A 24,048-nucleotide genomic window follows, 5' to 3' on the forward strand; every position below is an offset into this window, starting at 1 on the left:
CTGGAGAAACCTGGGAACTCCATGGTTTTGCAGGTTTTCCGAGCCCGCCCATTCATGGGCGGAGTTCGGAAAACCTGCTTAGGGAAGGATCTTCGATGAACGAGACCGCGACGGGCGGCGGCCAGCCCTGGCTGCGCCTGATGCCGGGTCTTTTCGTGCTGCTGTGGAGCACCGGCTTCATCGGGGCGAAATACGGCCTGCCCTATGCGGAGCCGCTGACCTTCCTGCTGATCCGGCTGGGGCTGGTCGCCGTCGTGCTGGCGCTGGTGGCGCTGGTGAGCCGCGCGCCCTGGCCGAAGGACTGGGCGACGGCCGGGCGCATCGCGCTGGCCGGGCTGCTGGTCCATGGCGTCTATCTCAGCGGCATCTTCATCGCCATCGCGCACGGGCTGCCGGCGGGGGTCACGGCGCTGGTCGTCGGCATCCAGCCGCTGCTGACCGCCGCCCTGTCCGGCCCGCTTCTGGGCGAGCGGGTGAGCGGCCGGCAATGGGCCGGCCTGCTGCTGGGACTGGCCGGGGTCGGGCTGGTGGTGCGCGAGAAGCTGGCGATCGACGCAGCGCATCTGGTCCCGCTGGGCTACGCCCTGGTGTCGCTGGTCGGCATCACGCTGGGCACGCTGTACCAGAAGCGCCATGGCGGCGGCATGGATCTGCGCAGCGGCACGGCCATCCAGTATGCCGCCACCGCGCTGGCGCTGGCCATCGCCGCGCCGATGGTCGAGACGATGCATGTGGAGTGGACGGGGGAATTCGTCTTCGCCCTGCTGTGGCTCTGCTTCGTGCTGTCGGTGGGGGCGATCTTCCTGCTGTTCGCGCTGATCCGCCGCGGTGCGGCGGCCAAGGTCGCCAGCCTGTTCTACCTGACCCCGCCGGTGACGGCGCTGGTCGCCTGGGTGCTGTTCGGCGAGAAGCTCGGCATCGTGGCGCTGGCCGGCATGGCGGTGGCGGTCTGCGGCGTGGCGCTGGTGAACAGGAAATGACGGGCGGCAGGAGGAGGGCGGTGCGCCCTCCCCTCCCCGGTCCCGCTCAGCCCCATTTCATCTCGCCGGTCGCCACCTTGGCGCCGATGTCGAGCGCGATGCCCATCCCGGCATCGGGATAGCGCCGCTTCATGGCGGCGATCAGGTCGGCGCCGGTCTTCGCCCTGGCCAGCTCCTCCTCGAACGCCAGCAGATACGCCCTGGTGTGGGCAATGGCCGCGGCATCGGGCACGGCACCCGGTGCGGCATGGCCGGCGACCACGACGGCCGGGTCGCGCGCAGCCATCGCGTCGAGGGTCCTGACCCAGGCCGCCCGCGCCTCGGCGGTGGGGGTGTCGGCGGTCCAGACATGGACGCCGGAGAAGACCAGCACGCCGCCGAAGACGGCGCGCAGCGACGGAACCCAGAGATAGCGGCGGTTGGCCAGCCCCTGGGCATCGACGATCTCGACGGCCCGGCCCTCGAGCGTCAGGGCCGGCCCGTCGAACGGCTCCGGCATGACGATGTCGGCCAGCGTCTGCGGACCATTCTCCTTCAGCTTGGGGCCCCAGACGGCCAGCTTCTTTTCGACATTGCCCTGGATCGCCGCGACGGTGGCGGACGCGGCGACGACGCGGGCGGCCGGGAAGGCGGCCTTGACCGGTCCCAGGCCGAAATAATAGTCGGGGTCGCTCTGGCTGACATAGATCGTCGTCAGCGTCCTGCCGGTTGCCTTGATCGCATCAGCCAGCGCCCTGCCGTCGGACAGGGTGAAGCCGCCGTCGATCAGGATCGCCTCGCGCTCACCGGACAGCAGGACCGGGGCGCGGAGGAAGCCGGCCTCACCGGCGGGGAAATGCGTCCAGGACAGCGGGGCGCCGCTGGCGGCGAAACCGCCGGCCGGGACGAGAGCGGTGGCGAGGCCGGCCACGCCGGCAAGGCCGGCGGCCGCGAGGATGTCCCTGCGGGTCAACATGCTGTTGTCTCCTGTTGGATCGGGCAATTGGAACTGGCAATCGGAACCGGCGGTCACAGGGCGCGCAGGAGCGCCGCCAGCCTGCCGGGTTTGTTGAAGAGGATTTCGGAGTCCAGCTTGCGCCGGTGCGAGCCGTCGTCGAACAGCAGGGTCGGCACACCGCTGGCGCGATGCTCCGCCATCAGTTGCCGGCCCCGCTCCACCCGTGCGGCGGTGGCGGCGGCCAGCGCGCCGTCCTGTCCGCCCTCCCGCCCGGCGACAAGCGCGGCAGCGGCGGCGAGCCCAAGCCCGGCGAGGATGTCCGACAGCGTTTCCACCGCGGTGACGTCCCGCCCGTCGACATAGCGCGCCGCCTGGATGGCGGCGAGCGCCTGGAACTCCCGGTCGGGCGCGGTCATCGACACCGCGGTCAGGGCCAGCGTCGCGGGACCGCTGTCGAACGGCCGCCGTCGGTCGGCGAGGATGCCGGTCCGGTAGAGCCCGCTGAAGGGCTGGCCGGTCAGGGCCTGGATGCGCTGGTCGTTCGCCCAGGCATAGGCGGCGAAGCCTTCGTCCATCGGGCGTGCCCCGGTGCCCGAGAACAGGCCGGTCGGCAGCAGGTCGAGCGCGAGGCCGCCGATGCCGGCCAGCGACGCGAGCGCCGGCGAGGCGCCATAGCACCAGCCGCAGAGCGGATCGAACAGGTAGGTGACGGTCTTGGTCTGGCTCATGGTCGCCCGCCGGGATGCCGGTGAAGGAATGGGCGGACCTTATCCGGAGGCGATTGTGCTGTGTAGCCGGCATCAAACGGACATATCGTATGGCATCGGCAAACAATCGGAGCCCGCCGGCCCATGAGCGAACCGAGGAACCTGAACCGCATCGCCCATTTCGCCGCGGTGGTGGAAACCGGCTCCTTCACCGCGGCGGCGGCGCGGCTGGGGATCACCAAGGCGGTGGTCAGCCAGCAGGTCGCACGGCTGGAGGAGGAGGTCGGCTCCACCCTGCTGGTGCGCACCACGCGCAAGGTCCGGCCGACCGAGGCGGGATGGGCGTTCCACCGGCGCTGCGTCGTGATCCTCCAGGAGGCCGAGGATGCGTTCGCCGAGCTGGCGGAGACGGCGGCGGAGCCGTCCGGAATGCTGCGGCTCACCGCGCCCTTCGACTACGGCGTCTCGGTCGTGGTGCCGGCCGTCGCCGCTTTCGTGAACGCCCATCCGGCCTGCAAGGCCGACATGGTGCTTGCCGACCAGTCGCTCGACATCGTCGCCCGCGGCTTCGATCTCGCCATCCGCGTCGGCTGGCTGGCCGACACCAGCCTGCAGGCCCGCCAGCTCGGCAGTTTCCGCCAGATGCTGGTCGCCGCGCCGGCACTGGCCGGCCGGCTCGGTGGGGAGGCCGGTCCCGCGGACATCGCCGCCCTGCCCTTCGTCGCCAACGCGGCGTTGCGCGATCCGCTGACCTGGCGCTTTTCGTCCGACGACGGCGCGCAGCACAGCGTGACGACGCGGGCGGCCATCACGCTGGACGCCACCTTCGCCGTCCGCGAGGCGGTGCGCGAGGGCGCCGGGCTGTCGGTGCTGCCAGACTATTGCGTGGCCGACGACCTGGCATCCGGACGCCTCGTGCAGGTCCTGCCGCGCTGGACCCTGCCATCCGGCGGGATCCACGCCGTCTTCCCGGCCGCCCGTTTCCGCCCGACCAAGGTCCGGGCCTTCGTCGAGCTGTTGACCGAGCGCGAGCGGAGCAGGCACAGCCCGGCCGGATGAGTGCCGGAAGCGGTATTTCTGCGGCGGGCGGCCCGGCTGCGGCGAAATTTCGCTGGATCGTCCGTTCGATCAGCAATTTAATATGTCAGACAAATCGATAAATCCCCCGGGAGGGAAGCGATAGTGGACATGCTCGATTTCGGCAGCTTCGACTACATCGTCGCCGGAGGCGGCACGGCGGGCTGCGTGCTGGCCAACCGGCTGTCGGCCGACCCCGATGTCTCGGTCCTGCTGCTGGAGGCCGGCGGCAAAGACAATTGGGTGTGGCTGCATGTCCCCGCCGGCTATCTGTTCTGCATCGGCAACCCGCGCACCGACTGGTGCTTCAAGACGGAGGCCGAGCCGGGGCTGAACGGGCGCAGCATCCATTACGCCCGCGGCAAGGTGCTGGGCGGCTGCTCGTCGATCAACGGCATGATCGCCATGCGCGGCCAGGCGCGCGATTACGACGAATGGGCCGCGATCACCGGGGACAAGCGCTGGAGCTGGAACGAGGTGCTGCCGGTCTTCAAGGGCAGCGAGGATTACTGGCGCGGCGCCGACGAGATGCATGGGGCCGGCGGCGAATGGCGGGTGGAGCGGCAGCGGTTGCGCTGGGACCTGCTCGACCGCTTCGCCGAGGCGGCGCAGCAGGCGGGCATTCCGCGCAACGACGACTTCAACCGCGGCGACAATCTCGGCGTCGGCAGCTTCGAGGTCAACCAGAAGGGTGGCGTGCGCTGGAGCGCCGCCAAGGCCTTCCTGCGGCCGGCGCTCGACCGCCCGAACCTGAAGCTGGTGATCGACGCCGCCATCGACCGGGTGGAGATGGCGGACGGCCGCGCCACCGGCATCCGCTTCACCGTGAAGGGGGAGCCGGCACGGGCGGCGGCGCGGATCGAGACGGTGCTGGCCGCCGGCTCCATCGGCAGCCCCGCCATCCTCCAGCGCTCCGGCATCGGTCCGGCGGCGCATCTGCAGAAGCTGGGGATTCCGGTGGTGCTGGACGCGCCGGACGTCGGCACCAACCTGCAGGACCATCTGCAGCTGCGCATGATCTACAAGGTCGACGGCATCGTGACGCTGAACAAGCGGGCCGGCAGCCTGTTCGGCAAGGCGATGATGGGGCTGGAATACGCCCTGTTCCGCAAGGGGCCGCTGACCATGGCGCCGAGCCAGTTGGGCGTCTTCGCCAAATCCTCGCCCGAGGTCGCGACGGCCGACCTGGAATATCATGTGCAGCCGCTGTCGCTGGAGAAGTTCGGCGACCCGCTGCATGCCTTCCCGGCCTTCACCGCCAGCGTCTGCGACCTGCGCCCGGCGTCCCGCGGCTGGACCCGCATCGCCTCGGCCGACCATCGCGAGAATCCGGCGATCGCCCCCTGCTACCTGTCCGATCCGGCCGACCGGGCGAAGGCGGCCAAGGCGCTGGCGCTGACCCGCCGCATCGTGGCGCAGCCGGCGCTCGCCCCCTACCACCCGCAGGAATACAAGCCCGGCCCGAGCTTCCGGACGGAGGAGGAGCTGGCGCGTGCGGCGGGCGACATCGGCACCACCATCTTCCACCCGGTCGGCACCTGCCGGATGGGCGGCAGGGACGACGCGACATCCGTCACCGATGCCGAGATGCGGGTGCGCGGCGTCCGCGGCCTCCGGGTGATCGACGCGTCGGTGATGCCGACCCTGACCTCCGGCAACACCAACACCCCGACCGTGATGATCGCCGAGCGCGGCGCCGCCCTGATGCGGGCGGAGCGGCGCGCGGCGGCAAAGGGGTAAGGCTTGCCTTCGATTCCCTCTCCCGGGGCGGGAGAGGGCTTAAGACGACCGCCTGCTATTTCAGGAAGGGCAGGTTCAGCCCCTGCTCCTTGGCGCAGTCGATGGCGATGTCGTAGCCGGCGTCGGCGTGGCGCATCACGCCGGTCGCCGGGTCGTTCCACAGCACGCGGCCGATGCGCCGCGCCGCGTCGTCGCTGCCGTCGCAGACGATGACCATGCCCGAATGCTGCGAGAAGCCCATGCCGACGCCGCCGCCATGGTGCAGGCTGACCCAGGTCGCCCCGCTGGCGGTGTTGAGCAGCGCGTTCAGCAGCGGCCAGTCGGACACCGCGTCGGAGCCGTCCCGCATCGCCTCGGTCTCGCGGTTCGGGCTGGCGACCGAGCCGCTGTCGAGATGGTCGCGGCCGATGACGATCGGCGCCTTCAGCTCGCCCGACTTCACCATCTCGTTGAAGGCGAGGCCGAGCCGGTGGCGCTGCCCCAGCCCGACCCAGCAGATGCGCGCCGGCAGGCCCTGGAACTGGATGCGCCTGGCGGCCATGTCGAGCCAGTTGTGCAGGTGCGGATCGTCGGGGATCAGCTCCTTGACCTTGGCATCGGTCTTGCGGATGTCCTCCGGGTCGCCGGACAGCGCCGCCCAGCGGAAGGGACCGACGCCGCGGCAGAACAGCGGACGGATGTAGGCAGGGACGAAGCCGGGGAAGTCGAAGGCGTTCTCCAGCCCCTCCTCCTTCGCCATCTGGCGGATGTTGTTGCCGTAGTCGACGGTCGGGATGCCCATGGCGTGGAAAGCCAGCATCGCCTCGACCTGCACCCGCATCGACTTGCGGGCGGCTGCGGCGACGGCGGCCGGCTGGCTTTCGCGGGCGCTCTCCCACTCCTCCAGCGTCCAGCCCTGCGGCAGGTAGCCGTTGACCGGATCATGGGCGGAGGTCTGGTCGGTGACGATGTGCGGCCGGGCCTTCAGCTCGGTGCCGGCACGGCGGGCCAGTTCGGGGAAGACGTCGGCGGCGTTGCCGAGCAGCCCCACCGAGATCGCCTCGCCCTTGGCGCAGGCCTCGGCGATCCAGTCCAGCGCCTCGTCCAGGTCGGCGGTGTGGCGGTCGAGATAGCCGGTGCGGATGCGCATCTCGATGCTGCTGGGCCGGCATTCGACGGCGAGCATGCAGGCGCCGGCCATGGTCGCGGCCAGCGGCTGCGCCCCGCCCATGCCGCCGAGACCGCCGGTCAGGATCCATTTGCCCTTGAGGTCGCCGTCGTAGTGCTGGCGCCCGGCCTCGACGAAGGTCTCGTAGGTGCCCTGGACGATGCCCTGGCTGCCGATGTAGATCCACGACCCGGCGGTCATCTGGCCGTACATCGCCAGACCCTTGCGGTCGAGCTCGTTGAAATGCTCCCAGGTCGCCCAGCGCGGCACCAGGTTGGAGTTGGCGATCAGCACGCGCGGCGCGTCGGCATGGGTGCGGAAGACGCCGACCGGCTTGCCCGACTGGACCAGCAGGGTTTCGTCGTCGTTCAGCGACCGCAGCGCCGAGACGATGCGGTCGAAGCTGTCCCAGTCGCGGGCGGCGCGGCCGATGCCGCCATAGACGACCAGCTCCTGTGGCCGTTCCGCCACGTCGGGGTCGAGGTTGTTCATCAGCATGCGCAGCGGCGCCTCGGCGAGCCAGCTCTTGCAGCTCAGTTCGGGGCCGTGCGGGGCACGGATGACGCGCTGGTTGTCGAGACGGGATGACATGCGACGGGCTCCTGGTGGGAGGGGTGGCTTGATATGCAAGGTCTTTTGCCCCCTCCCCAACCCTCCCCCGCTTCGCGGGAGAGGGAGCAGGCGCTTGTTCGGGAAGGCGGCGGCAGTCCCCTCTCCCGCGATCGGACCGGCCTTTGGCCGGCCGAGAGCGGGGGAGGGTTAGGGTGGGGGCCGTGGACGAAAACTTCTAAGGCGGCGGCAGCTGGAAGCGCGCGCCCAACCGGTAGCGGCTGCCGGGATGGACCAGCATCGCGACGGTGACGACACGACTTCCGGCCCCCCCGCCGGCCCAGGTGCGGCGGGTGACGCGCAGGCAGGGCTCGGTGACGGGGATGTCGAGCAGGCGGGCGATCTCCGGCGTCGGCGACACCGCTTCGATGACATGCTCGACCCGCGGCGCCGCCTCCAGCCGGATCAGGTATTCGCCCGGCGTCTGGCGGGTGAAATCCTGCTCCAGATAGTCGGGCGCCGCCGCCGGGTTGACCCAGCGCTCCTCAAGCTGCACCGGCACGTCGCTTTCGCTGTGGACGACGACGGAATGGAACAGCCGGGCGCCGGCCGGCAGGTTGAAGCGGCGGGCCAGGCCGGCATCGGCGGTAACCGCGAGCAAACGCTCTATCCGGCAGCCATGGCGGTTGCCGCGCTCGGCGATCTCGTCGGCGATGCTGCGCAGCTCCACCACGTCGGCGCTGGGTGGCCGTTCGGCGACGAAGGTGCCCAGCCCCTGGACGCGGGTCAGCAACCCTTCCTCCGTCAGGTCGCGCAGCGCGCGGTGGACCGTCATGCGGCTGACCGAGAATTCCTCCAGCAGCCGATGCTCGGACGGGATCTGGAAGCCCTCCGCCCAGTCGCCGGAGCTGATGCGGCGGCGGATGGTTTCCTTGATCTGGGCGTAGCGCGGCTGGGCGGTCGAGACGGCGTCGGTCATGGGGCCTCCCCCGCGATATCCGCCGCGATGCGCGGCTTGCGGACGACGCCGCCATTGACCACCGCCATGCAGGGGTTGAGGCCGATGGCGTAGGCCAGCTCCGCCGGATGCGCGATGCGCCACAGCGCCAGATCGGCGCGCTTGCCCGGCGCGATCACGCCGCGGTCGTCGAGCCCCAGCGCCTTCGCCGCGTGGCGGGTGACGCCGGCCAGCGCCTCCGCCGGGGTCAGGCGGAAGAAGGTGCAGCCCATCGACAGCATCAGCAGCAGCGACGTCACCGGCGAGGTGCCGGGGTTGTTGTCGGTGGACAGCGCCATCGGCACGCCATGGCGGCGCAGCAGCTCGATGGGCGGCCGCTTCGTCTCGCGCAGGGCGTAGAAGGCGCCGGGCAGCAGCACCGCGACGGTGCCGGCCCCGGCCATGGCGACGACGCCCTCCTCGTCCAGATGCTCGACATGGTCGGCGGACAGGCCGCCGAACTCGGCCACCAGCCGGGCGCCGCCGAGGTTGCTGAGCTGCTCGGCATGCAGCTTGACCGGCAGGCCGAGCCGCCGAGCCGTCTCGAACACCCGGCGGGTCTGGGCGACCGAGAAGCCGATCCCTTCGCAGAAGGCGTCCACCGCATCGGCCAGCCCGGCTTCGGCCACCGCCGGCAGCGTCTCGGCGCACAGGCGGTCGATGTAGCCGTCGGCGTCGTTCCTGAATTCCGGCGGCAGGGCGTGGGCGCCGAGGAAGGTCGTCCGCACCTCCACCGGCCGCACCTGCCCCAGCCGGCGGGCGACGCAGAGCATGCGGGTTTCCGTCTCGGTGTCGAGGCCGTAGCCGGACTTCACCTCCAGCGTCGTCACCCCTTCGGCCAGCAGGCTGTCGAGCCGCGGCAGGGTGGCGGCCAGCAGTTCGTCCTCGCTTGCCGCACGGGTGGCGGTGACGGTGGACAGGATGCCGCCGCCGGCCCGCGCGATCTCCTCGTAGCTGGCGCCGTTCAGCCGCGCCTCGAACTCGCGGGCGCGGTTGCCGCCATAAACGATGTGGGTGTGGCAGTCGATCAGGCCGGGGGTCATCCAGCCGCCGCCGCCGGAGCGGACTTCGGCAGCCAGGGACTCCGGTGCTCCCGGCAGCTCGGCGCGGCGGCCGACGAAGGCGATGCAGCCGTCCTTGATGCCGACCGCCGCGTCGGCGATGGAGCCGTAGCCGTCACCCGTCGTCGCGCCATCCATGGTGGCAACGGACAGGTCGATCCACAGGCTATCCCAAGGCGCACTGGTCGGCATCGGTTCGGCTCCTTCCCACAAGGTCGTGCAGCAAACCCTCTTGGCAGCAGGTTGCCTATACTTGTATAGTGTTGTCTATAATAGCGAGGGCGCCCCCATGAGCAACCTGTTTTTTGCCGCGGCGCTGCTGCCGGACGGCTGGGCGGAGGATGTGCTGGTCGCCACGGACGGCGTCGACCGGATCCTGTCGGTGACGGCCGGTGCCGCCTGCCCGGCGGAGGCCGACCGCTTTGCCGGGGCGGCGGTCGCCGGCATCGCCAACCTGCACTCCCACGCCCACCAGCGCGCCATCGCCGGCATGGGCGAATCGTCAGGTGACGGGGCCGACAGCTTCTGGAGCTGGCGCGAGGCGATGTACCGCGCGCTCGACCGCATGGAGCCCGAGGATTTCGAGGCGGTGGCTGCACAGCTCTATGTGGAGACGCTGAAGGCCGGTTTCACCGCCGTCGCCGAGTTCCATTACCTGCACCACGACCGCGACGGCGGCGCCTATGCCGACCCGGCGGAGATGAGCCATCGCGCCGTCGCCGCGGCGCGGGCCGCCGGGCTGCCGATCACGCTGTTGCCGGTGCTCTACAACGCGTCGGGCTTCGGCGGCACGCCGCCCAATGCCGGGCAGCGGCGCTTCATCCATGACGGGGCAGGGTTCGACCGGCTGACCGGCGCCTTGCGCGCCTCCTATGGCGAATCCTCCGACGTGCGGCTGGGCATCGCCCCCCACTCGCTGCGCGCCGTGCCGGACGGGCTGCTCGCCGAAACCGTCGCCGCCCATCCGCAAGGCCCGATCCATATCCACATCGCCGAGCAGCGCAAGGAGGTGGAGGACTGCCTCGCCCACCACGGCCGCCGCCCGGTCGAGCATCTGCTGGAGACGCAAGCCATCGACGGGCGCTGGTGCCTGATCCACGCCACCCACATGACGGATGCCGAGGTGGCGGGCGTCGCCGCCAGCGGCGCGGTCGCCGGCCTGTGCCTGACGACCGAAGGCAATCTCGGCGACGGCTTCTTCGCCGCGGAGCCCTACATGGAGCAGGGCGGGCGCTGGGGCATCGGGTCGGACAGCCATATCTCGGTCAGCCCGGTGGAGGAACTGCGCTGGCTGGAATATGGCATGCGCCTGACCAGCGGCCGGCGCACCGTGCTGGCCGGCGGCCCGCGCCGCTCCACCGCCCGCCGGCTGGTGGAGGATGCCCAGGCCGGCGGGGCGCAGGCCACCGGCTTCGAGACGGGCCGCATCGCGCCGGGCTTGCGTGCCGACATCGCGGTCCTCGACACCGACCATCCGCTGCTGGCGGCCCGCAAGGGCGATGCGCTGCTGGACAGCTGGATCTTCGCCGGCAATGCCGCCCTCGTGCGCGACGTGGTGATCGCCGGACGCGCCGTCGTCCGCGACCGCCGCCACCCGCGCGAGGAGGAGATCGCCGAGCGCTTCAAGAAAACCCTTGGGAAACTCCTGACATGAGCGAGACTTCTGGGATGAGCGAGACCATTACCCTGGTTCCGGGCGCATTGTCGCTCGACACGCTGCGCAGCATCTACCGCGACCGGCCGGCCCTGACGCTCGACCCGGCGGCCTATCCGCGGATGGAGCGCTCCCGCGCGCTGATCGACCGGATCGCCGGCGGCGACGAGGCGGTCTATGGCGTCAACACCGGCTTCGGCAAGCTGGCCCACACCCACATCGCCGCGGCCGACCTGGAGACGCTGCAGCGAAACCTGATCCTGTCGCACGCCACCGGCGTCGGCACGCCGCTGGCCGACGGGGTGGTGCGGTTGATCCTGGTGATCAAGGCGGTCAGCCTCGCCGTCGGCGCGTCGGGCGTCCGGCCGGCGCTGGTCGATGCGCTGCTGAAGCTCTACGAGGCCGATGTGCTGCCGGTGGTGCCGGGCAAGGGCTCCGTCGGCGCGTCGGGCGATCTGGCGCCGCTGGCCCATCTGTGCGGCGTGCTGCTCGGCATCGGCCATGTCCGCGTCAACGGCGAAACCCTTCCGGCGGCAGAGGGGCTGCGCATCGCCGGCCTTCCGGTCTTCGAGCTGAAGGCCAAGGAAGGGCTGGCGCTGATCAACGGCACCCAGGTCTCGACCGGCCTGGCGCTGGCCGGGCTGTTCGAGATCGAGCGCACCTTCAAGGCGGCGCTGGTCGCCGGATCCCTGTCGGTGGAAGCCGTGATGGGCAGCCATCGCCCCTTCGACGCCCGCATCAGCGCGCTGCGCGGCCAGCCCGGCCAGATCGCCGTCGCCGCCGCCTTCCGCGAAGCGCTGGCGGGCAGCGCCCTGAATGCCAGCCACCAGGGCCCCGACTGCCACCGGGTGCAGGATCCCTACAGCCTGCGCTGCCAGCCGCAGGTGATGGGCGCGGTGCTCGACCAGATGCGGCAGGCGGCGCGCACCCTGACGATCGAGGCGAACGGCGTCACCGACAACCCGCTGGTCCTGGTCGACACCGACGAGGTGCTGTCCGGCGGCAATTTCCATGCGGAGCCGGTGGCGATGGCCGCCGACCAGCTCGCCATCGCCGCGTCGGAGATCGGGGCGCTGTCGGAACGGCGAATCGCCATGCTGATCGACACCACCATCAGCGGCCTGCCGCCCTTCCTGGTGGCGGAACCGGGGCTGAATTCCGGCTTCATGATCGCCCATGTCACCGCGGCGGCGCTGGCGTCGGAGAACAAGAGCCTCGCCCACCCCGCCAGCGTCGACAGCCTGCCGACCTCCGCCAACCAGGAGGACCATGTCAGCATGGCGACCTTCGCGGCCCGCCGGCTGGGCGACATCGCCGGCAATGTCGCCGACATCGTCGGCATAGAGCTTTTGGCCGCGATTCAGGGGCTGGAGTTCCACCGGCCGCTGACCAGCTCGGCCCGGCTGGAGCAGGCCATTGCAACGGTCCGCGCCGAGGTGCCGCGCTACGAGGTCGACCGTTACTTCGCCCCGGATCTGGCCGCCATCGGCGGGCTTGTCCGCAACGGCGCGCTCGACCATCTGATGCCGGTCGATTTGGAGACGGCACGATGACGGACGGTATCTTCGATCTGGTGCGGGGCGACGGGCCGCTGGTGGTCAGCATGCCCCATTGCGGCACCGCGCTCTCCCCCGGCCTGGCCGAACGGCTGACGGACGAGGCGCTGACCCTGCGCGACACCGACTGGCACATGCCCCGCCTGTACGGCTTCGCCGCCGGGATGGGGGCGACGCTGCTGAGCGCCCGCCATTCGCGCTATGTGGTCGACCTCAACCGGCCGTCGAGCGGCGAGAGCCTCTATCCCGGACAGGCGACCACCGGCCTGTGCCCCGACACCCTGTTCGACGGCACGCCGCTCTACCGCGAGGGGCAGGCGCCCGACGCGACGGAGATCGCACAGCGGGTCGAGGGCTATTGGCGCCCCTATCACGAGGCGCTGGCGGCGGAGCTGGCTCGGGTCAAGGAGCGGCACGGCTTCGCCCTGCTCTATGACGCCCATTCGATCCGCAGCCATGTGCCGCGGCTGTTCGAGGGACGGCTGCCCGACCTCAATCTCGGCACCGCCCGCCGGACCAGCGCCGACCCCGGCCTGATCGCGGGCGTCGTCGCGGCGATGGAACGCTCATCGGCGGCGGAGGGGCTGACCTGCGTCGCCGACGGCCGCTTCGTCGGCGGCCACATCACCCGCCATTACGGCCGGCCGGCGGAGAACATCCACGCCCTGCAGATGGAGCTTGCGCAAGACCGCTACATGGACGAGGAGGCGCCGCCCTTCGCCTACCGTCCCGACCGGGCCGAGCGGCTGCAACGGGTGCTGACGGCGGTGCTGGAGGCCTTCGCCGGCTGGCGTCCGTAAAGCCGCACGCCAGGGAGCCATGCAGCGGAGACAAGGAACCGTCACCGCTGCCGGCGCGTTCCCCTGCGGCGCCCATGCTGGGGCGCGAAATGCAGGGGACCGGCGTTGAGCGACCCGATCGAACAGAACGGCATCGAGAATCCGGGCGGCGGCTTCGGCTATGGCGGCAATCCGGCGCCCGCACTCCTCCGGCCCGCCCTGACCGCCGTCGATGCGCTGGACGCCCAGGTCCACGACATCGTCACCTGCGATCCCGGCCCGGTCAGCCGCGCGCTGGCGACCGCGGGCCATTACGCCATAAAACGGCATGTCCTGATCCCGGGCTTCGCCGTGGCCGGCCTCGTCGGGCTGCTGTCCGGGAGTGCGGATCTGCGCCGCGCCGGCAGCGTCGGCGTGGCCGGTCTGGTGGCGACCGCCGCCGCCAGCCGCTCGATCAAGCGCTATGTGAAGCGCCGCCGCCCGGACGAATGCGCTCCACGCCGCAAGCCGGGATGGCGCATCAGCGCGCGGTCCCTGCCGTCGGGCCATGCGGCGAGCGCCTTCGCCGCCGCGACCGCGCTTGCCACGGTCAGCCGGTCGCCGGCACAGAGCCTGATGATCTACGGCACCGCGGCAGCGCTGGCCGGCGGCCGGGTGACCAAGCACCGCCATTGGGCGTCCGACGTGCTGGCCGGCGCCGTGCTTGGAACGGCAATCACCCTGCTGGCGCGGCGCCTGCTGCCGCGCTGAGCCGCTATTTCTTCGGCAGCGGCAGGGCGGCCTGCGCCGGGGGCTTGTCGGCCGCGCCGGTCGCCGGATCGGAAGAGGAGCCGGCCAGACGCCTGGTCCGCTTGTTGCGCATGTCGGCCGCCTCGCCCGCCTTCAGCGGCACGAAGCCATCGGGGCGCATGGCGTTGCCGACGATCTGCTTGAGCAGGTCGATGTTGGTGGTCTGCACCCGCCGGCCGCGGCGGACCTGATCGAGGAATTTCGCCGACGGCGTCAGCACATAGTCGATGGCGTCGATGCGCTTGCCGACCTTGGTGTATTCCTTGTCGGCGACGTCGAGGATCCCCTCCTCCACCAGCGCATCGACGGCTGAGGTCACCACGCGCAGGGTGTCGCGGCGGCGCGACCACTCGTTCATGCCGCTGTTCTTGATGATCTCGTCGGCGCTGATCGACACCGGCCTGGCGTCGTCATCGGCGGTGTCGTATTCGATCGACAGGCGGTTGTAGAGCCAGCGCGACACCGGCGACTTCAGCTTCATCAGCCAGGCATAGGACACCGGCTTGAACTCCAGGTCGCGGATCGCGGCGGAGACCAGCGGGTTGAATTCCAGATAGGTCTCCTCGACCCCGCCATCCTCGTCGACCAGATCGGGGCGCGAGCGGATCGCCAGCACCGGGAAGGCGGTCGATTCCAGCAAATTCTGCCCGCGGTTCTTCTTCCCGGCCTCTGCACTGCCGCCGGTGGAGATGATGATGCGCGAGCGGGCCAGGATGGTCAGCGATTCGCGGATGTCCTGGATCGACAGGGTGTGGCTGACCGCCCGCAGTTCGCGCTGGATCTCGTAGAGGCTGAAGCGCATCTGCACCTTGTCGCGATTCTCCCCGGTGAGCGACAGGCGCGAGCGGTCCATGGCGAGACGGCGGACCACCTGCTCCACCACCTGCTCGCGCTCAGACGGGAAGATTTCCACTTCGACCAGATCCGGGCCGGCGCCGGGAGCGCGGTCGTCCTTCTTCGCCGGCCCCAGCCGGTCGATGCGGGCGGGCTGCACGGTCAGGCGGTAGTTGCGGCCACGGAAGGCGAACTCGCGCCGCACCGACTTGATGAAGCTGTCCTTGGTGACCAGTTCGCCCTTGTCCTTCGCCACCTTCTCCTTGTCGTTGTCGCGGGAGACGAACACGAAGCGCGGCGCCAGATCGTAGAGCGCGATCAGATGCGATTGCGAACGGTCTTCCAGCTCGAACAGGATGAGCTGTGCGGCGCTGGTCGGGGCCATCTTGGACATGAACGTCTCCGGAAGTCGGGAGTCACCATGGCGCGCCGCGCCCACCGGCGCAACAGGACCGAAGGGAATTACCGCCTTAAGCGTGGAGCAACAGCCCGCGCCCATGACGCAACAGCCCGCGGTGATGGAGCCGCAACCCGCGATCATGGAGCCATAGCCCGCGATTGGCCGGAGCGGGGCTCCGCGCGGGGGGCGGGCACCGCGACTCCCTGAAGAATCGGGGAGAATCGGCACCGGCAGCCGGCCGGGGAACCGCGGGCCATCGCTCCATGGGGACGCCCGGCCGGCTCGCTACCGCCGCCATACCGTCTTTGCGGCCGGATGGCGGCCGGCCGGGGCAATGCGCCGGGGGAAACGCGGGCTAAAACTCCAGGAATGGCGGGATGAATGGCTGGCGGCGGCCGCAGCCCAAACGCGGGCTACCGCTCCATGACCGCGGCCAAAGACGCCAGGATCCCGATTCGGGACAGCATCGCGGGCTGTCGCTCCATGGTCGCGGGCCGGGGCTTTACAGTCGCGGGCTATCGCTGACGGTGCGCGGGCCGATGCTCCATGGAGCCGGAGCCCGCGATTCGACTCTGCCGCGGACCGCTTCGAATCCTGCGCTCCAATCGCGACCGCCGATGGAGCGGAGGAGTATCGCCACAGATGACCGACCATACCGCAAACCCGAACCGCTGGGGCCGGATCCCGGCCTGGTGGCTCGACCACCCCGATCTCGACGCCGACGGCCTCGCCGTGCTGGCCGCCCTCAGCACCTATGCCGACGAGGCCGGGATCTGCTGGCCGTCGCAGGCGACGCTGGCCGACAAGCTGAAACGCAGCCGCCCGACCGTCAACCGGATCCTGGGACGTCTGGACTCGCTGGGGCTGGTGACGATCGAGCATCGCCGCGCCACCAACGGCGGCCGGCTGAGCTGCCGCTACCGGCTCGTCCTGACCGCGCCGCAAGGGGCTGCGACGGGGGGTGCAGGGCTGGACATCCCCGCTGACTCAAGGGCGGACTCCCCCTGTCCGGCAGCGAGTCAGAAACAGCCTGATTCAGAACAGATTCCGGACTCGCTCGACCTGCGGACGGGCAAGGCCCGATCCGGCGAAAGCCAGCCGGTCGCCGAAAACTGGGTACCGTCCGCCGAGGATCGGCAATGGGCCCAGGATCGCTTTCCGGCCGTCGACATCGACCGGCATGCCGAGCGCTTCGTCCAGCAATGCCGTGCCCACGGCTACCGCTACCGTGATGCGGCGGCGGCCTGGCGGTCGTGGCTGCTGCAGGATATGGAACGGGCCGGCCAGCAGACCGGAAATGGCACGGACCGCCGCGCGGCCGGTCCTGTGCCCAGCCATGCTCCACGCCATGCGCAACGCAACCAATCCCGGCCGGCGGTGGATGCCGAACAACGGCTGTCGGCCTGGGCCAGCGTGGCGGCAAGGCTGAACGGGCAGCCATCCGCAGGTGGTGCAGCCGCCAACCCGTGGGGGGTGGCATGAGCAACCTGCACCCGTTCCCCGGATCGCCGTTCCCCGGATCCGCGGCCGGAACGCCGGCGCCGAGCCTGCCGCTGCCCTTCGACCCGGCGCTGCCGCCGGCGTTGCGCGGCCGGATGCTGCGCGAGGCGTTGCCGGAAGCGTTGCAACGGCTGCTCGACCGTGGGCAGGTGGGACGACACAGCCGCTTCACCGATGACGGCTTTGCCGGGGTGGTGGAGGAGTGGACACCGCCGGACGAGGTCACGCCGCGACACGCTGCGCTTGCACGCCGGGCATTGGCCGAGATCGACGACGGTATCCTGGCACCGGCGCCGGCCAACCATCTGCTTGGCAGGGTTCTGGCCCTGCTGAGCCATTTCCCGGCCAAGGCGACGACGCCGGAGGTGGAGCAATTGCTCGCGATGGACTGGGCCGACGATCTGGGGGAGTTTCCGGCCTGGGCCATCGATCATGCGGCCCGCGTCTGGCGCCGCACCCGCAAGTGGCGGCCGAGCATCGCCGAGATCCGCGCGCTGTGCGAGGACGCCTGCGCAATGGAACGTGGCTTGGCCGACCGGCTGCGCGCCATTGCAACCGCAGGGGAGCGGACCGGCGATGGTGGAGCAGGAGCGGCTGCGGTGCGTCCGGTGCTGGCGTCGGCGGTGCGCCGCATGCGATGATGTGGCCTGTTCTGTCTTGCTTCCGCCCATCCGTGGCGGATGCGACACCCTGCGCCGGGGATATGAACCTAAGACATGTCTTAGGTTTGCGCCACCGCCGCGCTTTGCTAAAAGACGCCGACAGCCTATGGCGGAAAGGGACAGGACGATGACCGACGAGACGGGACAGGGGCCCGAAAGCAGGCTGCGGACCGGACCGGTGAAGCGCCTGCTGGTCAACGGCCCGAAGGGCGGGGTCGGCAAGACCACGCTCAGCCGCAACATCGCGGTGGCGGCGGCACTCGACGGCTGCACGGTGGCGACGCTCGATCTCGATCCGCAGCGCAGCCTGACCAAATGGTTCGCCAAGCGTCCCGACGGCATGGTGTCGATCACCCATTTCGAGGCGGGCATGAGTTCGTCCGACATCCGCGACGCGCTGAACGGCATCGACGGTTTCGACCTGCTGGTCATCGACACCCCGCCGTCGATCGAGGACCATCCGGAGGAATTCAAGCTGCTGGCGCTGTCGTCGGACCTGATCGTCGTCCCGACCGGCCAGAGCGACGACGACCTGGATTCGGTCCGGCCCTGGATGCGCTTCGTCCGCCGCTACGGCAAGAACGCGGCCTTCGTCATGAACCGCGTCAAGCCGCGCACCCGGGGATTCACCGAAGCGCAGCGCAAGCTGCTGGGCGACGGCCGGATCTGCCCGGTCGAGGTGCCGGATTACGAGGACATCCAGTTCACCGCCGGGCGCGGGCTCGGCCTGCTGGAGCTGAAGGGCGGCAAGGGGTCCGAGCATGTGGCCGGAGTCTGGGCCTTCGTCCGTCACGAACTGGAGCTGGCGCAATGAGCGGGTTCAAGCAGGTTTCCAAGGCGCAGGCCCGCCGCCATATGGCGGTGGACGAACGCATCGAGCGCATGGCCGAGGCTCCCATCGACCTGCTGCGGCGCGAGGAGTTCGTGCAGGAGATCTCCACCCTGTGGCGCAGCGCGCAGGAGAAGTTCCTGCTGATCGGCCGCTATCTGGTCCAGGCGCGGGTGCGGCTGCCGCATGGCGAGTTCCAGGCGATGGTCGAGAACGAGCTGCCCTTCGGCTATCAGGTCGCCTACCAGCTGCGCATGGTGGCGGAGGCGGTCGACAGCGGCCGGCTGCCGGGCGCGAAGCTGCCGCCGAGCTATGCCACCGTCTATCAGCTCGCCACCCTGACCACCGAACAGCTGCGGCTGGCCGACCAGAGCAACCTGATCCGCCCCGACGTCACGCGGCCGGAGATCGTCCGCTTCAAGCGCGACCTGCGGAACAAGGCGATCGACCATGTCAGTCGCCGGGAAACGCTGGAGGCGGAACGCGACCGGCTGCGCGAGCGTTTGGCCGTGATCGAAGCCGAGCTGGCGGCGCTTGACGGCGAGGGATAATGGGCGAGGGATGACGGGCCGGCGGGGACAGTGCCGCGTGCGACGATCCAAGGCGGGAATGGGTGAGGCATGCTGGACCTGAAGTCGCTGGAAACCTTCATCTGGACCATGCGGCTGGGCGGTTTCCGCCGGGCGGCCGAGCGGCTGAACACCACCCAGCCCGCCATTTCCGCCCGCATCGCCCAATTGCAGGACGAGCTGGGCGTCGTGCTGTTCGAGCGGGTCGGCCGGCGGGTCGCGCCGACGCCGCAGGCGATGGTCCTGCTGACCTATGCCGAGAAGATGATGGCGCTGCGGTCGGAGCTGCTGACCGCGGTGGCCGACCGCAGCGCCATCCGCGGGGTGATCCGGCTGGGCGTGGCCGAAACGGTGGTCCATACCTGGCTCAGCCGGCTGATCGAGCGGCTGAACGCGCTCTACCCCGCCGTGTCGCTGGAGATCGAGGTCGAAACCTCGCCCAGCCTGCGCGATGCGCTGGCCCGGCATGAACTCGACGTCGCGGTGATGCTGGCCTCCTACACCGACGTCCGTTTCAAGGCGGTGCCGGTCGGCACCTATCCGCTGGGCTGGGTGGTGAGCCCAGCCCTGGCGCTGCCGGAAGAGCCGGTGTCGCTGGCCGACCTGGCCGCCTGGCCGATCATCACCTTTTCCCGCACCACCCAGCCCTATGGGGTGATCCGCGAGATGTTCTCCTCCCTCGGGCTGACGGTGCGGATGTTCGGCAACAGCTCGCTCGCCAGCGTCGTGCGCATGGCGGTCGATGCGGTGGGGGTCAGCGTCATCCCGACCGTCATCGTCCAGCGCGAGTTGGCGGAAGGCCGGTTGCGGCTGGTCCGCTCGCAGGCGCCCTTGCCCGGCATGACCTTCTGCGCCGCCTATTCCGCCAGTGCCGAGAACCACATGGCGTCGGTGGTCGCGGATCTGGCCGTCGCCGTCGCCGCCGAGTACGAGGCGACGACCGGGAACGAGGCCCCGGCGCGATGACCGACGCTGGCGCATTGGTGCGCGATTGATAGCGGCCGGTTATCAATCCAGATCAAAACATACGATTGGACGACCCTAAGACTGTTCGTGTCATCATCCTGTCAGAGACGCATTCAACCAGCCGCAAAGGCAGGCGTCCTAAGCCACCAAGGCACTGAACAGAGGAGATTTCACGATGCGGTTCGCGGCAGCGAAATCCGAACCCACCCGCATGCCCACCCCTAAGGCCGCCACCCGTCGCCAGACGCTCAAGCGCATGCTTGCCGCGGCGGCCCTGCTGGCCACGACCGCCTTGACTGGCCTCGGTGCCGGCAGCGCCCGCGCCGAAGAGGAAATCCGCATCGGCGTGATCTATCCGCTGACCGGTGCCGCCGCCTCCACCGGCGTCGAGCTGAAGGCCGCGGCCGAACTGGCCGCCGCCATCGTCAACAAGGAAATCCCGGCGCCGCCGGGCCTGGTCGCCGGCATCGGGCTGCCGCATTTGAACGGCGCGAAGATCAAGCTGGTCTTCGGCGACCACCAGGGCAACCCGCAGGTCGGCGCCACCGAAGCGGAACGGCTGATCACCAGCGAGAAGGTCGTCGCGCTGACCGGCGCCTATTTCTCCAACGTCACCGCCACCGCCAGCCAGGTGGCAGAGCGCTACGGCGTGCCGTTCCTCAACGGCGAATCCTCCTCGGCCTCGCTGACCCAGCGCAAGTTCAAGTGGTTCTTCCGCACCACGCCGCATGACGACCTGTTCGTCGGCAACTTCTTCACCTTCCTCGGCGACATGGAGAAGAAGACCGGCGATACGCTGCGCAGCATCGCGCTGTTCAACGAGAACACGCTGTGGGGCAACGAGACGACCAAGCTCCAGGTGAAGCTGTCGGACGAGCAGAAATTCACCGTCGCCGAGAAGATCCTCTACCCGGCCAAGACGACGCAGATGACGTCCGAGGTCCAGCGGATCAAGGCCGCGGCCCCGGCGGTGATCATGCAGTCGAGCTATCTCGGCGACGCCATCCTGTCGATGAAGACCTACAAGGAGCTGGGCTTCCTGCCGAAGATGCTGCTGGCCAACGATGCCGGCTTCAACGACAGCGAGTTCCTGAAGACCATGGGCAAGGATGGCGAATTCGTCATCAGCCGCGAGGTCTGGGCGCTAGACCAGGCGGAGCGCAACCCGCTGATCAAACAGGTCAACGACCTGATGCACCAGCGCGCGGGCGTGAACTTCAACGGCAACTCGGCCCGCGCCTTCACCGGCATCGCGGTGCTTGCCGACGCGCTGGACCGCGCCGCCTCGACCAAGCCCGACGCGATCCGCGAGGCGCTGCAGAAGACCGACATCCCGGCCAGCGGCCTGATCATGCCGTGGAAAGGCGTCAAGTTCGACGCCAACGGCCAGAACGAGCTGGGCACGGGCATCATCGTCCAGGTCCAGGGCGGCCAGTATGTGACGGTGTGGCCGTTCGACGTGGCGACCAAGCCGGTCGTCTACCCGATGCCGGCCTGGGACGGCCGCTGAGCCGGCGCCTTTCGCTGGGGCTTTGACGGACCGGCTCCCCTCTCCCGTCCCGGGAGAGGGCGTCATCGCTCCTCCGGCCCACCCTGACCGAAAAAGGGGCGCGGCAATGACCGCAGACATTCTTTTCCAAGTGCTCGTCTCGGGCCTGCTGATCGGGCTGATCTACGCCCTGGTCGCGGTCGGCCTGACGCTGATCTTCGGCGTCATGGACATCGTCAATTTCGCCCATGGCGAGTTCCTGATGCTGGGGATGTATGCCAGCTTCTGGGCCTTCGCGCTGTTCGCCGTCGATCCCATCGTGGCGCTGCCGCTGACGGCACTGCTGCTGTTCGCGGTCGGCGTCATCGTCTACCAGACGGTGATCCGCCGCATCCTGAAGGCGCCGATGCTGTCGCAGATCTTCGCGACCTTCGGCCTGATGATCCTGCTGCGCGGGCTGGCCCAGTTCTTCTGGAAGCCGGACCACCGGCTGATCCCGCACAGCCTGGTCAGCGGCAACATCGCGCTCGGCCCCGTCCAGTTCGGGCTGCCGCAGCTCGTCGCGGCGCTGGGGGCGGTCGGCGTCACCGGTGCGCTGTGGCTCTTCCTGCACCGCACCCGGCTGGGCACCGCGCTGGAGGCCACCGCCATCGACCGCGAGGCCGCCACCCTGATGGGCATCGACGGGCAGAAGATGTTCGCGCTCGCCTGGGGCATCGGGGCGGCCTGCGCCGGGCTTGCCGGCGGGCTGATCGCCACCTTCTTCCCGATCTTCCCCGAGGTGGGGTCGAACTTCATCCTGATCGCCTTCGTGGTGGTCGTGCTGGGCGGCTTCGGCAGCGTCACCGGCGCCTTCCTGGCCGGCATCGTCGTCGGACTGATCGAGGTGCTGGGCGGCTTCCTGATCGGACCGGAATACAAGACCGCCATCGTGCTGTCGCTGCTGCTGATCGTGCTGCTGGTGCGTCCGCGCGGCCTGCTGGGGAAAGCCTGATGACGACCGGAACCAAGCTCCAATCGCAGCCCGGAACGCTGAAGGCCGCTGGCGCTGCCGCCCTTCTCGCCCTGGCCGCGCTGCTGCCGCTGGCCGTGACCGAGCCGTCGCAGCAGAATTTCCTGATCCTGATCCTGATGGGCGCCCAGATGGGCGTCGCCTGGAACATCGTCGGCGGCTATGCCGGGCAGGTTTCGCTGGGCCATGCGGTGTTCTACGGCATCGGCGCCTACACCTCGACCATGCTGCTGCTGACCCTGGGGCTGACGCCCTGGGTGGGGGCGCTGGCCGGCGGGCTGGTGGCGGCGCTGTTCGCGCTCGCCATGGGCTGGCCCTGCTTCCGGCTGAAGGGGCATTATTTCGCGATGGCGACCATCGCGGTGGCCGAGATCGTGCAGATCCTGGTGACCAACAGCGACTTCCTGGAGGGCGCCGTCGGCCTCTACATGCCGATGGACCGCAGCGGCTGGGGCGTGCTGATCTTCCTGTCGAAGCTGCCCTACTATTACGTCATCCTCGGCCTGCTGGTGCTGACGGTGCTGGTGTCCTGGGCGATCGAGCGCAGCCACATCGGCTATTATTTCCGCGCCATCAAGGATGAGCCCGAGGCCGCCCGCGCTCTCGGCGTCAGCCTGACCCGCTACAAGCTGATCGCGCTGTCGGTGTCGGCCTTCCTGACCGCGCTCGGCGGCAGCTTCTATGCCCAGAAGGAGATGTTCATCGATCCGGGCTCGGTGCTTGCCACGACGATCTCGATCAAGATCGCGCTGATCGCCATCCTGGGCGGGGTTGGCCGGCTGCTCGGCCCGGTGCTGGGCGCGGTGATCCTGATCGCCATCGAGGAGTACAGCCGCACCCTGTTCGGCAGCACCGGATCCGGCACCGACATGATCATCTATGCCGCCATGATCATCCTGGTCGCCGTGTTCAGCCCGTCGGGCGTGCTGGGGCTGCTGGGCGACCTGGGCCGTCATCTGCGCCGCCACCTGCCCGGTGCCAAGCAGGCCGAGGTGAAGGCGGCCGAGGTGAAGGCGAATGCGAAGGAGATCCGCCCGTGAACACCGCTCCCCTGCTGGCCGTGGACGGCCTGGGCAAGGCCTTCGACGGCCTGGTCGCCAACCGCGACATCAGCTTCATCGTCCATCACGGCGAGATCATCGGGCTGATCGGCCCCAACGGCGCCGGCAAGACCACTTTGTTCAACTGCCTCGCCGGCTTCCACACCCCCACGACCGGGCGCATCGCCTTCGAAGGCCATGACATCACCGGCTCCACGCCGGAGGCGGCGGCGGCGCTGGGCATCGCCCGCACCTTCCAGATCGTCCGCGTCTTCCACTCGATGACCGCGCTGGAGAATGTCATGGTCGGCGCCATGCTGCGCAACAAGCGGGTGGCCGAGGCGCGCGACCGGGCCGAGGAGGAACTGTCCTTCGTCGGGCTGCTGCACCGGGCCGACACCCCGGCGTCGGACCTGACCGTCTCGGAACAGAAACGGCTGGAGGTGGCCCGCGCGCTCGCCACCGAACCGAAGCTGATCCTGCTGGACGAGGTGATGGCCGGGCTGAACCCGACCGAGGTGCGCGAGGCGTCGGCGCTGGTCCACCGCATCCACCGGCGCGGCATCGCCAGCATCATCGTCGAGCATGTGATGGAGGGCATCATGCCGATCGCCCACCGGATGCTGGTGCTGGATTACGGGGCCAAGATCGCCGACGGTACCCCGGCGGAGATCGCCGAGAACCCGGCGGTCATCGCCGCCTATCTGGGGGAGTGAGACGATGCTTCAACCGATGCTGTCCGAACCCGCCCGCCCCGTGCCGGCCGCAGCCCAT

22 protein-coding genes are annotated in these 24,048 nt (G+C 69.7%); 16 read left to right on the plus strand and 6 right to left on the minus strand.

Features of this window, described 5'->3' with window-relative positions; translation table 11 throughout:
- Positions 1-95: 95 nt before the first annotated feature.
- Positions 96-980, plus strand: a complete 885-nt coding sequence (locus ABMY26_RS05590) for a DMT family transporter (protein ID WP_372394496.1) — start codon at positions 96-98, stop codon at positions 978-980.
- A gap of 46 nt (positions 981-1,026) precedes the next feature.
- Here the strand turns inward: ABMY26_RS05590 and ABMY26_RS05595 are convergent, their stop codons facing one another.
- Entirely contained in the window at positions 1,027-1,935 is a 909-nt protein-coding gene (locus ABMY26_RS05595; RefSeq protein WP_372394497.1) for an MBL fold metallo-hydrolase, read from the minus strand.
- A 53-nt stretch (positions 1,936-1,988) separates the two neighbouring features.
- Positions 1,989-2,645, minus strand: coding sequence for a DsbA family protein (locus ABMY26_RS05600; protein ID WP_372394498.1), 657 nt, complete (start codon positions 2,643-2,645; stop codon positions 1,989-1,991).
- A 123-nt stretch (positions 2,646-2,768) separates the two neighbouring features.
- On the opposite strand from ABMY26_RS05600, the gene ABMY26_RS05605 reads away from it, so the two are divergent.
- Positions 2,769-3,683 carry a LysR family transcriptional regulator gene (locus ABMY26_RS05605; protein ID WP_372394499.1) on the plus strand — a complete coding sequence of 305 codons (915 nt, stop codon included), beginning with the start codon at positions 2,769-2,771 and terminating at the stop codon, positions 3,681-3,683.
- Between the two features lie 129 nt (positions 3,684-3,812).
- Entirely contained in the window at positions 3,813-5,441 is a 1,629-nt protein-coding gene (locus tag ABMY26_RS05610; RefSeq protein WP_372395104.1) for a GMC family oxidoreductase, read from the plus strand.
- A gap of 55 nt (positions 5,442-5,496) precedes the next feature.
- Here ABMY26_RS05610 and hutU read toward each other — a convergent pair whose 3' ends face one another.
- The 3 genes from hutU to hutI all read right to left on the minus strand — a co-directional run bounded on the left by hutU (position 5,497) and on the right by hutI (position 9,387).
- A complete protein-coding gene (gene hutU, locus ABMY26_RS05615; RefSeq protein WP_372394500.1) occupies positions 5,497-7,179 on the minus strand; it encodes a urocanate hydratase in 1,683 nt (560 codons plus the stop codon).
- A 196-nt stretch (positions 7,180-7,375) separates the two neighbouring features.
- Positions 7,376-8,116, minus strand: coding sequence for a histidine utilization repressor (gene hutC, locus ABMY26_RS05620; protein ID WP_372394501.1), 741 nt, complete (start codon positions 8,114-8,116; stop codon positions 7,376-7,378).
- Positions 8,113-9,387, minus strand: coding sequence for an imidazolonepropionase (gene hutI / locus ABMY26_RS05625; RefSeq protein WP_372394502.1), 1,275 nt, complete (start codon positions 9,385-9,387; stop codon positions 8,113-8,115). Before hutI ends, hutC begins: the two co-directional genes overlap by 4 nt.
- A gap of 97 nt (positions 9,388-9,484) precedes the next feature.
- On the opposite strand from hutI, the gene ABMY26_RS05630 reads away from it, so the two are divergent.
- The 4 genes from ABMY26_RS05630 (at position 9,485) to ABMY26_RS05645 (ending at position 13,934) form a co-directional block, all read left to right on the plus strand.
- Complete coding sequence (locus ABMY26_RS05630; RefSeq protein ID WP_372394503.1) at positions 9,485-10,849, plus strand: formimidoylglutamate deiminase; 1,365 nt, start codon at positions 9,485-9,487, stop codon at positions 10,847-10,849.
- A gap of 14 nt (positions 10,850-10,863) precedes the next feature.
- Positions 10,864-12,402, plus strand: a complete 1,539-nt coding sequence (gene hutH, locus ABMY26_RS05635; protein ID WP_372394504.1) for a histidine ammonia-lyase — start codon at positions 10,864-10,866, stop codon at positions 12,400-12,402.
- Complete coding sequence (gene hutG / locus ABMY26_RS05640) at positions 12,399-13,205, plus strand: N-formylglutamate deformylase (RefSeq protein ID WP_372394505.1); 807 nt, start codon at positions 12,399-12,401, stop codon at positions 13,203-13,205. Before hutH ends, hutG begins: the two co-directional genes overlap by 4 nt.
- Positions 13,206-13,310: 105 nt before the next feature.
- The gene (locus ABMY26_RS05645) at positions 13,311-13,934 is read left to right on the plus strand and encodes a phosphatase PAP2 family protein (protein ID WP_372394506.1); all 624 of its coding nucleotides are present in this window, start codon (positions 13,311-13,313) and stop codon (positions 13,932-13,934) included.
- A gap of 4 nt (positions 13,935-13,938) precedes the next feature.
- Here the strand turns inward: ABMY26_RS05645 and ABMY26_RS05650 are convergent, their stop codons facing one another.
- On the minus strand, positions 13,939-15,201 hold the full coding sequence (locus ABMY26_RS05650; RefSeq protein ID WP_372394507.1) for a plasmid replication protein: 1,263 nt from the start codon (positions 15,199-15,201) through the stop codon (positions 13,939-13,941).
- Between the two features lie 648 nt (positions 15,202-15,849).
- Between ABMY26_RS05650 and ABMY26_RS05655 the strand changes: the two genes are divergently transcribed.
- From ABMY26_RS05655 to ABMY26_RS05695, 9 genes are all read left to right on the plus strand, one after another.
- A complete protein-coding gene (locus ABMY26_RS05655; RefSeq protein ID WP_372394508.1) occupies positions 15,850-16,689 on the plus strand; it encodes a helix-turn-helix domain-containing protein in 840 nt (279 codons plus the stop codon).
- Positions 16,686-17,348 (plus strand): hypothetical protein, encoded by a 663-nt coding sequence (locus ABMY26_RS05660; RefSeq protein ID WP_372394509.1) that lies wholly within the window; start codon positions 16,686-16,688, stop codon positions 17,346-17,348. The genes ABMY26_RS05655 and ABMY26_RS05660 overlap by 4 nt, the downstream gene beginning before the upstream one ends.
- A 148-nt stretch (positions 17,349-17,496) precedes the next feature.
- Complete coding sequence (locus ABMY26_RS05665) at positions 17,497-18,183, plus strand: ParA family protein (protein WP_372394510.1); 687 nt, start codon at positions 17,497-17,499, stop codon at positions 18,181-18,183.
- Complete coding sequence (locus ABMY26_RS05670; RefSeq protein WP_372394511.1) at positions 18,180-18,749, plus strand: hypothetical protein; 570 nt, start codon at positions 18,180-18,182, stop codon at positions 18,747-18,749. Before ABMY26_RS05665 ends, ABMY26_RS05670 begins: the two co-directional genes overlap by 4 nt.
- A gap of 69 nt (positions 18,750-18,818) precedes the next feature.
- Positions 18,819-19,733 (plus strand): LysR family transcriptional regulator, encoded by a 915-nt coding sequence (locus ABMY26_RS05675; protein ID WP_372394512.1) that lies wholly within the window; start codon positions 18,819-18,821, stop codon positions 19,731-19,733.
- Between the two features lie 211 nt (positions 19,734-19,944).
- A complete protein-coding gene (locus ABMY26_RS05680; protein ID WP_372394513.1) occupies positions 19,945-21,243 on the plus strand; it encodes an ABC transporter substrate-binding protein in 1,299 nt (432 codons plus the stop codon).
- Positions 21,244-21,349: 106 nt separating this feature from the next.
- Positions 21,350-22,216: a branched-chain amino acid ABC transporter permease gene (locus ABMY26_RS05685; protein WP_372394514.1), complete on the plus strand. Its 867-nt coding sequence runs from the start codon at positions 21,350-21,352 to the stop codon at positions 22,214-22,216.
- Positions 22,216-23,274 carry a branched-chain amino acid ABC transporter permease gene (locus ABMY26_RS05690; RefSeq protein ID WP_372394515.1) on the plus strand — a complete coding sequence of 353 codons (1,059 nt, stop codon included), beginning with the start codon at positions 22,216-22,218 and terminating at the stop codon, positions 23,272-23,274. Before ABMY26_RS05685 ends, ABMY26_RS05690 begins: the two co-directional genes overlap by 1 nt.
- Positions 23,271-23,990, plus strand: a complete 720-nt coding sequence (locus ABMY26_RS05695) for an ABC transporter ATP-binding protein (RefSeq protein ID WP_372394516.1) — start codon at positions 23,271-23,273, stop codon at positions 23,988-23,990. Before ABMY26_RS05690 ends, ABMY26_RS05695 begins: the two co-directional genes overlap by 4 nt.
- Positions 23,991-24,048: the final 58 nt, after the last annotated feature.

Source organism: Azospirillum sp. HJ39, assembly GCF_041507355.1.
Lineage (GTDB): Bacteria > Pseudomonadota > Alphaproteobacteria > Azospirillales > Azospirillaceae > Azospirillum > Azospirillum thiophilum.

Coding starts and splice junctions, on each gene's coding strand:
- ABMY26_RS05590 (WP_372394496.1), top strand. CDS start 96: ATGAACGAGACCGCGACGGGCGGCGGCCAGCCCTGGCTGCGCCTGATG.
- ABMY26_RS05595 (WP_372394497.1), bottom strand. CDS start 1,935: ATGTTGACCCGCAGGGACATCCTCGCGGCCGCCGGCCTTGCCGGCGTG.
- ABMY26_RS05600 (WP_372394498.1), bottom strand. CDS start 2,645: ATGAGCCAGACCAAGACCGTCACCTACCTGTTCGATCCGCTCTGCGGC.
- ABMY26_RS05605 (WP_372394499.1), top strand. CDS start 2,769: ATGAGCGAACCGAGGAACCTGAACCGCATCGCCCATTTCGCCGCGGTG.
- ABMY26_RS05610 (WP_372395104.1), top strand. CDS start 3,813: ATGCTCGATTTCGGCAGCTTCGACTACATCGTCGCCGGAGGCGGCACG.
- hutU (WP_372394500.1), bottom strand. CDS start 7,179: ATGTCATCCCGTCTCGACAACCAGCGCGTCATCCGTGCCCCGCACGGC.
- hutC (WP_372394501.1), bottom strand. CDS start 8,116: ATGACCGACGCCGTCTCGACCGCCCAGCCGCGCTACGCCCAGATCAAG.
- hutI (WP_372394502.1), bottom strand. CDS start 9,387: ATGCCGACCAGTGCGCCTTGGGATAGCCTGTGGATCGACCTGTCCGTT.
- ABMY26_RS05630 (WP_372394503.1), top strand. CDS start 9,485: ATGAGCAACCTGTTTTTTGCCGCGGCGCTGCTGCCGGACGGCTGGGCG.
- hutH (WP_372394504.1), top strand. CDS start 10,864: ATGAGCGAGACCATTACCCTGGTTCCGGGCGCATTGTCGCTCGACACG.
- hutG (WP_372394505.1), top strand. CDS start 12,399: ATGACGGACGGTATCTTCGATCTGGTGCGGGGCGACGGGCCGCTGGTG.
- ABMY26_RS05650 (WP_372394507.1), bottom strand. CDS start 15,201: ATGTCCAAGATGGCCCCGACCAGCGCCGCACAGCTCATCCTGTTCGAG.
- ABMY26_RS05655 (WP_372394508.1), top strand. CDS start 15,850: ATGACCGACCATACCGCAAACCCGAACCGCTGGGGCCGGATCCCGGCC.
- ABMY26_RS05660 (WP_372394509.1), top strand. CDS start 16,686: ATGAGCAACCTGCACCCGTTCCCCGGATCGCCGTTCCCCGGATCCGCG.
- ABMY26_RS05665 (WP_372394510.1), top strand. CDS start 17,497: ATGACCGACGAGACGGGACAGGGGCCCGAAAGCAGGCTGCGGACCGGA.
- ABMY26_RS05670 (WP_372394511.1), top strand. CDS start 18,180: ATGAGCGGGTTCAAGCAGGTTTCCAAGGCGCAGGCCCGCCGCCATATG.
- ABMY26_RS05675 (WP_372394512.1), top strand. CDS start 18,819: ATGCTGGACCTGAAGTCGCTGGAAACCTTCATCTGGACCATGCGGCTG.
- ABMY26_RS05680 (WP_372394513.1), top strand. CDS start 19,945: ATGCCCACCCCTAAGGCCGCCACCCGTCGCCAGACGCTCAAGCGCATG.
- ABMY26_RS05685 (WP_372394514.1), top strand. CDS start 21,350: ATGACCGCAGACATTCTTTTCCAAGTGCTCGTCTCGGGCCTGCTGATC.
- ABMY26_RS05690 (WP_372394515.1), top strand. CDS start 22,216: ATGACGACCGGAACCAAGCTCCAATCGCAGCCCGGAACGCTGAAGGCC.